We start from the raw sequence: 7,671 nt of genomic DNA, 5'->3' as shown, positions 1-7,671 counted from the left end.
GAAGAAACCCCTGTTTGATCATTGTCTTGCATGCGGCTTAGATCAATTGTTGCTGCTTGGATCTCTAAAAGATCACCAGCGGCTATCCGCCCATTCCCCGCCTCAAGCTTTGCTGCCTGTAAGTGCAAAGAACCCGTCGCTGACTGTTGACCATCACTCCCAATACCGCTTGCTAGAAGAGCATGAGACTGGAGTTTGATCAGATCGGCATGCACATCAACAGCACCGCTTGCCGCAACGCGAGCTTGCTCAGCCAATTCAACATGTTTCAAAGCCTTCAGTTCAACCGCTTCTTCTGAAAAAAGCAAATCTTTTACATGCACACTATCGTGGTGAGAACGCGCTTTTACCGCTCCTTTGGCGCGTGCTTTGGCAATCACCAGCTTGCCATCACTTGTCAATCTCATGGCGCCTGCATTGGCAACCATGTCTCCGCGCATCTTAACGCCCGCGCCTTTATCATTGGCAATCACGCGGATCTGCCCCGCATACATTCCACCAAACTCACTGGAATCAATCGCCAATTCTGGCTCTTTGCCATCAGAACCAAGAGAAGTTGCTTCGCGTTTGTTATAATCAAAATGATTGCGCCCCGCGATAACAGCCAAATCTCCTTTGACCTGTATGGGACCCCCGACACTGATCTTGCGCGAAACAAGATCAAAAATATCTAATGAACTCCCATCAGCCCCACGAGAACCTATGGTGATATCACCACCCTCAACACGCAACCCACTCAAAGCGCCATCGGCTCCAATGATCGGTTGTCCGGTCGATAAAGTCACCCGTGGAGTATTGATAAAGCCACAACCGTTACAGGTAATCCCATTGGGGTTGGCGATAATAACATCCGCCATTTGCCCGTGTACTTCGCTCACGCCTTCAAGACGCGAGCGATTGGCACTCACCACTTCATTAAGGATAACCTTTGCTGCACCGCTATAACGCAAATTGCCGTTGCCTGGCACCAATCCCCCAAGCTGTGAACGCGAAACCTCCTCAGTCGAATTGTTCAAAATCACGCCATGGGTATCAACATTGAAACTGTCATATTTGTTATGAGAAAGACCCTGTCCATTGGGGCGAACAATATCAATCAGCGGCACATCATTGCCGGCTTTCCCCACCGTGGGGCGGAAAACAGAGCCAACCCCATCAGCTGCTTTTATCCCTTGGCTCTCTTGTGCAACAGGACTTCGCGCTCCAAGCGCTTGTGCTTGCAACAACAAAGGCTGAAAAGCTAAGCAAAAACTTAAAACCAGTGAAAGCCCCTTATGGATCCCTCGCTGCAAAACACAAAGAACGCGCTTTCCTCGCTTGTATCCATATCCCAATCTATGCTTTTGATTTTTCAATCCCCGCATCTTCAGCTCCTCATAAAATTCTTTATCTCTTAAAAAAAACAACCCATATGGGTGTAAACAGCGCAGCGATATTTTTACCGCCCCTTTGCTCTAAAATCTCAATAATGCCCGTACTTGAAATAACCCTGTCGAATTTCCCTTTTCTCGCACTGTCGATTGGGTTAAAATATTCGAATAAGATACATCAATATCCGTAATGTCTCCGGTTGCATGGAAACCAAGAGTTGCCCCAACGAGGCTCCCGCCAAAACTGTTTTTGTTTGCATCATTGGCTACAGCCCCCAGATCAAGCGCCATATAAGGGGCAAATTGGCTTATAAATTTACGCCCCATTCTCGAAGAAAAACCTGGCAACAACAGCGACAATTCATTGCGCCAAAACGCCCCATTATTGCCGTAATAAATCGCCTCACGCACCCCGCGCACAGAGGAACTACCACCAAGCGATATTTGCTCTGAACTAAACAATGTGTCGGGTGATAATTGTCCTGAAAACAGCGTGTTATAGCGAAAGTTATATTGTTTGAGCGAAAAAGGACGCACGTAGCCTAGGGAAAAAGATAATTTGGAAAATTGCCCTTTGGGGGAATTTTTTGTTGCATTCTCTTGCTCTTTATCGTCATAAGCGCCAAGAATTGCCAACCCTTTATGAAACCCTATATGCGCGCTTAATTCTCCTCCAAGCCACTTGCGCGAATGATCAAGCTCAAAGGTTGCAATAGCCAATTTACGGCTGGAAACATCAACCCGACTGCCCATAATAAAATTATCAGAATATTTCCATGTCAACCGTCCCGTAAGCCAGGTCTTTCCCTCTTGATCACGGTCGATAACCCGTGAAATCCATGGAGTAAGCGATAAAGACTTACCCGCAGTCATAATATCGGAAAATATTCCCTTAACACTCGAATGATATTGGCTCCACGTCCCATCAAAACCTGTTGTCCAAGTGCCATAGGGAAGAGAAAATGATCCCGTTAGAGTATCACTATTGGGACGCTTGTGAGAAAAATGATACGGACTACCATCCATGGAGCGCTGATAGCTAAACGACCATTGATCATTGATCCCTAACAGATCATCAAAAGAAAGGCCCAAGCGCGTTTGATAAAGCCCTGTTGCTTTAGCACCAAGATTATCGCTGGAAAGCGTAATAAGCCAAGGTTTCTGTTTTTCAATATGAACATCGAGTATCGAACCACCCGAATTGCTCCCCGCACCAAGATTAATGGTAGCTTGGCGTGAGAAAAGCCGATTGATTTGATCAAGCCCTTGCTCTATCTGGCGCAGATTGGTCGGTTTTCCAATAAGGTTTGGAAAAGCCGTGGTGATTTCTCCTTGAAGTCTCCTCTCAACTTTATGCCCATCCAGAGTGATATCTTCCATCACGCCTTCAACAACAACAATCTTGAGATGACCGCCGCTTAAATCTTGCTCAGGCAAATAAGCCCGCACTGCAATATAGCCGCGCTTCATATAAAGCTTGGTCACCGCTTTGAGCACTTTATTGATTTCGGCAATCCCCAAACACCGTCCTTCCCAAAGAGAAATGGCTTCATGAAGGTCGGTGTGAGAAATCAACTGAGCACCAACAAATTCAATGCTTTTGATCAGCAAACAGGTTGTACCAGATGAAGCACCATAGGCAGATGTGGTATCATCGTCTGGCAAAAATACCCCATGGGTTTCGTTTCTACGGTGCAATCGTTGAAAACGCTGTTCTTGCGTTTGTTGTCGTTGGATGCTCTCTGATTGATTAATCGCTTTCTCACGAATGTTTTCGGCAAAACTCGGCAACGAGAAAAGGCACAAAATAGCCGCAAAAATAAAAGTGAAAAAAAATCTATGCATTCATTGTGCCCTCAAAGTGAGCAACCAAATGAACCATATCATCAGCGTCACAGAAAAAATCGCCAACCGCGTAACAATTTTTTAATTTTTTGATGAGAGTAATACTTATAACATCTGAGAGAAAAGCATAGACTGTACTGTATACACTTGCTTTATGTGTTGTGCAAACCATATCATTTCCCCCGCTTGTGAAGATTTTACAATGACACTGTTAAATGACAATCATATGCTCTATATGCTTCTTAATTTTAAGGTGTTGCATGTAATATAATCTTGAGCTTAAAGTAAAGACTCTTATTCATAGAATAGACCAAATTTATTGGAACTGTTACATATTAGAGACAACAAGAAGACTACCACTTATTATCGCTTGATAAGAAAAATAGCATGACAATCGCTTATGCTAAAATAAGAAAATGCGTAATGCCATAACTTATGAAGAATTAGCATATTTTAAAGCCGCTTATCCTAATGAAAAAACACTAAAGATGATCTGTTTTATTATGTTTACGGTCTTTTGCATTCAGAAGATTATCGCACTCGTTATGCTGATAACTTATGCAAAGAACTGCCTCGTATCCCTTGCGTAAAAACGGCTGATGACTTTTGGAAGTTTGTAACAGCAGGGCATGAATTGGGTCATTTGCACGTAAACTATGAAACTGTAGAACCTTATCCTGTGACCTTTAAAAAGGGTAATCCAAAATTAACTGATATCTCTAATCCAGAAAAGTTTTATTACGTGACAGAAATGAAATTCGCAAAAATTAAGGATAGTAAGGAAAAGAATAAATCAACTGTTATTTATAATAGCAATATCATCATGACAGATCTCCCTAAGTAAGCTTATGAGTATATCGTCAATGGCAAGCCTGCTCTTGAATGGTTTATGGGGCGTCAATGTGTAAAAACAGATAAAAAGAGTGGTATTGTGAATGATGCCAATCACTATGCTGTTGAAACCATTGGCAACCCTGCTTATCCATTAGAGTTATTTCAAAGGGTTATCACTGTAAGTTTAGAAACAATGAAAATTGTTAAGAACTTACCAAAATTAGAAATAAGAGAAACCAAATAACTTATAAAGCATGCTCACATGATAGGCATATTAACCTCACAAGGGGTATAAGGTCTTATACCTATAGGTTCTATATCACTTTTATAAATTGCTTACATACAATCTTTAAAAGGAGTATTTATATGCGTTATTCTAAAAAGAAATCATTTGCACTTTTAAATACTCTTATTTGGATTGCTTTAAGACTTTTAAGAAACCCACTCTTAAATAGAATTAGATTTTTTTACATTGCCTTTAAAAGATTATACCGTAATCTAAAATGATAGCTTTATTGTTTTCAAAAGCTTTGTTTAAAGAGAGTTATGTATATTCATTTTGCTTATAGGTTTTGTAGGTTCTTAAAACCCCCAAAACCCCTACAAAACCCCTTTAAATGTATATTATAGATTGTATTTAATATAGGTTGTTTATTTAAAAAATTAACATATTGAAATATAATGATTTTTATTTTGGATTAAAAAAATAAAATAATACGTACAAAAAGCCCCCCCAAAACTCATAACTATAAAGATCTTGATAGCATCTCTTATGAGTTACAAGATATCTTTTGAAAAGCTTTAAAGGATCACATGATTTTTATAAAGCACGTTGTAATCATTCTCTAAATCATAAGGTTATCTATTCAAAAGAACTGATTAAAATTCATAAAAGGGATTTTAATAACGTAATCAGTTTTTACTTTCATACGCTTTTCATAAGACACGTTTTAATGACACACTAAAATAATCACTTTTGTCAGTTCAATTTACTGACAGATAACTGACAAATATATATTATTAATTGTATTTAAGGTTGTGTTATCTATATAAGTTGTATCTTAAAAAGACTAACATATTGAAATATAATGCTTTTAATTTTTTATCATTTTAAAAAAATAGTATAGGGTCTAAAAAGAACTGACACAACTGACAAAAGTCTATTAAAAGGGATTTTGCTAATCTCTATAATGATCAGTTTCTATTGAGATATTTTCATAACAGACAATAAATCACAATTATCCTATTTATCGTTTCTCTTATGAAAATGAAAAATGATGCCATGGCTATAAAGAACATAACAGCTATAGAGAAAGCAAAAATGCAAATGAAAGCATTTGTTATAAGAGCGCGGTGCTATTAAGGTCGTTTAAATTAAAGCCCCTTATAAACAAAATTCACAAAAAATTTAAAATTCATTTAGTAACAAAATTGATAGGTTATAAAGTTTAAAATACGCATTATGAGAGCGTTTCTAAATATTATAAATGTATAGATTCAGAAAATAACGCAATCTTTTAAGAAAGCCAATAATATAGCTTTAAAAGCATATAAATATAAAAGAAGCAACTAATAGGCATAAGATATTATCAATACACAACGTATTTAAAAAAATACAAAAAAATATCAAAAAAGATAAAATATTGTTTGACAATAAATACGTATTTTGTTATATGAATATTCAAGTGATTAGAAAACACTTTGAAACGACAAGCGGATAGATTACGAAACAATCTTTCCAACGCTTTTAAAAATTGGCTATCTTTTATACTTTTGTTAGTATATGAGGATTTTGTCGGGTGTGTTTACACCATACAATACTCTTTATGAGAAAAGTGTAAGCAGCGGACTTGTCGCCGTGTTTTCTAGCACCCGATGCCCTCTATAGGCTGTTAATAGAAAATTTAATTACGACAAGGTTTTAATTATGAAAAATACAGTAAAAAACATCCCCGTTATCTCTAATATTGCAAATGAAACCGCGCTTGCTAATCAACAAGAGCCTGCAAAAAAATACGAATTTACCAATGAAAAATTCACTTTTGATGGTCTTACTTTACACCGTATACGTGCTCTAAGAGATTTTGATGATGTTAAGGCGGGGGACCTCGGCGGTTTTATTGAAAATGAAAGTAACTTATCCCATGATGGCAATTGCTGGGTCTATGATAATGCCGCGGTTCTTTTCAATGCAACTGTTTATGAAAATGCTAAAATTTATAATGACGCTAAAATCTTTAGAGGTGCCAAGGTGTATGGCAATGCTATCGTTAATGGCAAGGCATTGGTTTTTGATACAACCGCTCATATTTATGATAATGCAAAAATTCATGATAACGCTAAGGTCTGTGGGCATGTTTATGGTAATGCCGTAATTAGTGATAATGCTACTATTTCTAATGGTGCCAAGGTTTATGACAATGCCCGTGTCTATGAAAGTGCCTATGTTTGTGGCTATATTTTTGGCAATGCTCGTGTGTATGGCAAGTCACGCATTTATGTCTGGGCGCGCGTTTATGATAATGCCCATGTTTTTTGTAATGCTTGGATTAAGGATTATTCAAGTATCTATGGTCATGCCAAGGTTTCTGGCTCGGCTCGTGTTGGTTGCTTTGTAAGGATTTATGATCATGCCAAGGTCTATGGCAAATCAAATATTGATCATCATGTGCAAATTTATGGCAATGCTGTTGTGAATAGCCGTGCAAAAATTCGTAATGATATCTGTGATGATAATCAGTCACTAAAAGACGCTGCTTAAATAACGCGTGGGCGCGGTGGGGGCGCCCTCCTTTAAACATCTCATTTAAAAATTAAATCTCTTTATAAAGGAATTGTGCTCATGCAAAAGAAGTTTGCACTCACAAATGAAACGCGTGTATTTGGTAAACATGTTCTCTACCGTATTAAAGCATTAAAAGATTTTGCTGATATCAAAGCAGGTACTTTAGGGGGCTTTATTGAAAAGGAAGATAACCTCTCTCATGATGGCAATTGCTGGGTGTATGATGAGGCTCTTGTGTTTAAAAATGGTCACGTTTATGAAAATGCAAGAGTTTTTGGCAATGCTGTCACTTGTGGTCATATCTATGGTCATGCGCGGGTTTATGACAATGCTATCATTGCTGGCTATGTTTATGATAATGCCCATGTTTATGGCAATGCCGTTATTTCTGATAATTCCCATGTCTATGGTAATGCTCATGTGTATGGCAAGGCTATTATTTATGATAATGCCTATGTTTATGACAATGCTAGGGTTTATGAAAACGCTCGTATAGCAAATAACATGCATGTTTATGAAAATGCCAATATTCATGGAATTGCTGTTATTCGTGAAAATGTCGGCGGGTCTACTAAAATAAAAAACTATACTGAACGTCTCTCTCCTTATGGTGAATTAGAGATTGTCTGGGTCTAATCTAAAGCAGTGTAAATGAAAGCACGGGCGCGGCGGGGGCGCCCTTCTTTAAACATCTCATTCCAAATTTTAGCAAACGTTTATCACATTAAATTGTGAGGGTATCTCTATGTGCAAAAAATACGAATTAACCAGTGAAATCAAAAAAATCAAACATGCTCTTACTCGAAATATTATAAACCTTTATCGCATTAAAGCTTT

General features: G+C 38.1%; 5 protein-coding genes and 1 pseudogene. 3 read left to right on the top strand and 3 right to left on the bottom strand.

Features of this window, described 5'->3' with window-relative positions; genetic code table 11:
- The 3 genes from ACFIJZ_RS08890 to ACFIJZ_RS08880 form a co-directional block, all read right to left on the bottom strand.
- Positions 1-1,364: filamentous hemagglutinin N-terminal domain-containing protein (locus ACFIJZ_RS08890; RefSeq protein WP_375631746.1), on the bottom strand; the 1,364-nt coding region annotated here is incomplete at its 3' end.
- A 90-nt stretch (positions 1,365-1,454) separates the two neighbouring features.
- The gene (locus ACFIJZ_RS08885) at positions 1,455-3,215 is read right to left on the bottom strand and encodes a ShlB/FhaC/HecB family hemolysin secretion/activation protein (protein WP_375631744.1); all 1,761 of its coding nucleotides are present in this window, start codon (positions 3,213-3,215) and stop codon (positions 1,455-1,457) included.
- Positions 3,208-3,387: a hypothetical protein gene (locus tag ACFIJZ_RS08880; protein WP_375631742.1), complete on the bottom strand. Its 180-nt coding sequence runs from the start codon at positions 3,385-3,387 to the stop codon at positions 3,208-3,210. The genes ACFIJZ_RS08885 and ACFIJZ_RS08880 overlap by 8 nt, the downstream gene beginning before the upstream one ends.
- Positions 3,388-3,634: 247 nt before the next feature.
- Here ACFIJZ_RS08880 and ACFIJZ_RS08875 point away from each other — a divergent pair.
- The 3 genes and pseudogenes from ACFIJZ_RS08875 to ACFIJZ_RS08865 form a co-directional block, all read left to right on the top strand.
- Positions 3,635-4,293 (top strand): annotated as a pseudogene (locus ACFIJZ_RS08875) (type ISP restriction/modification enzyme); the annotation flags it as partial.
- A 1,683-nt stretch (positions 4,294-5,976) separates the two neighbouring features.
- Positions 5,977-6,810, top strand: coding sequence for a hypothetical protein (locus ACFIJZ_RS08870; RefSeq protein WP_375631740.1), 834 nt, complete (start codon positions 5,977-5,979; stop codon positions 6,808-6,810).
- An 81-nt stretch (positions 6,811-6,891) separates the two neighbouring features.
- Positions 6,892-7,470 (top strand): hypothetical protein, encoded by a 579-nt coding sequence (locus ACFIJZ_RS08865; protein ID WP_375631738.1) that lies wholly within the window; start codon positions 6,892-6,894, stop codon positions 7,468-7,470.
- The last annotated feature ends 201 nt before the right edge of the window (positions 7,471-7,671 follow it).

The organism is Bartonella sp. CL70QHWL, assembly GCF_042194855.1.
Classification (GTDB): Bacteria; Pseudomonadota; Alphaproteobacteria; order Rhizobiales; family Rhizobiaceae; genus Bartonella.
Note: the sequence above shows the minus strand (reverse complement) of the source record. Positions and strands in the feature narration are given on the sequence as shown.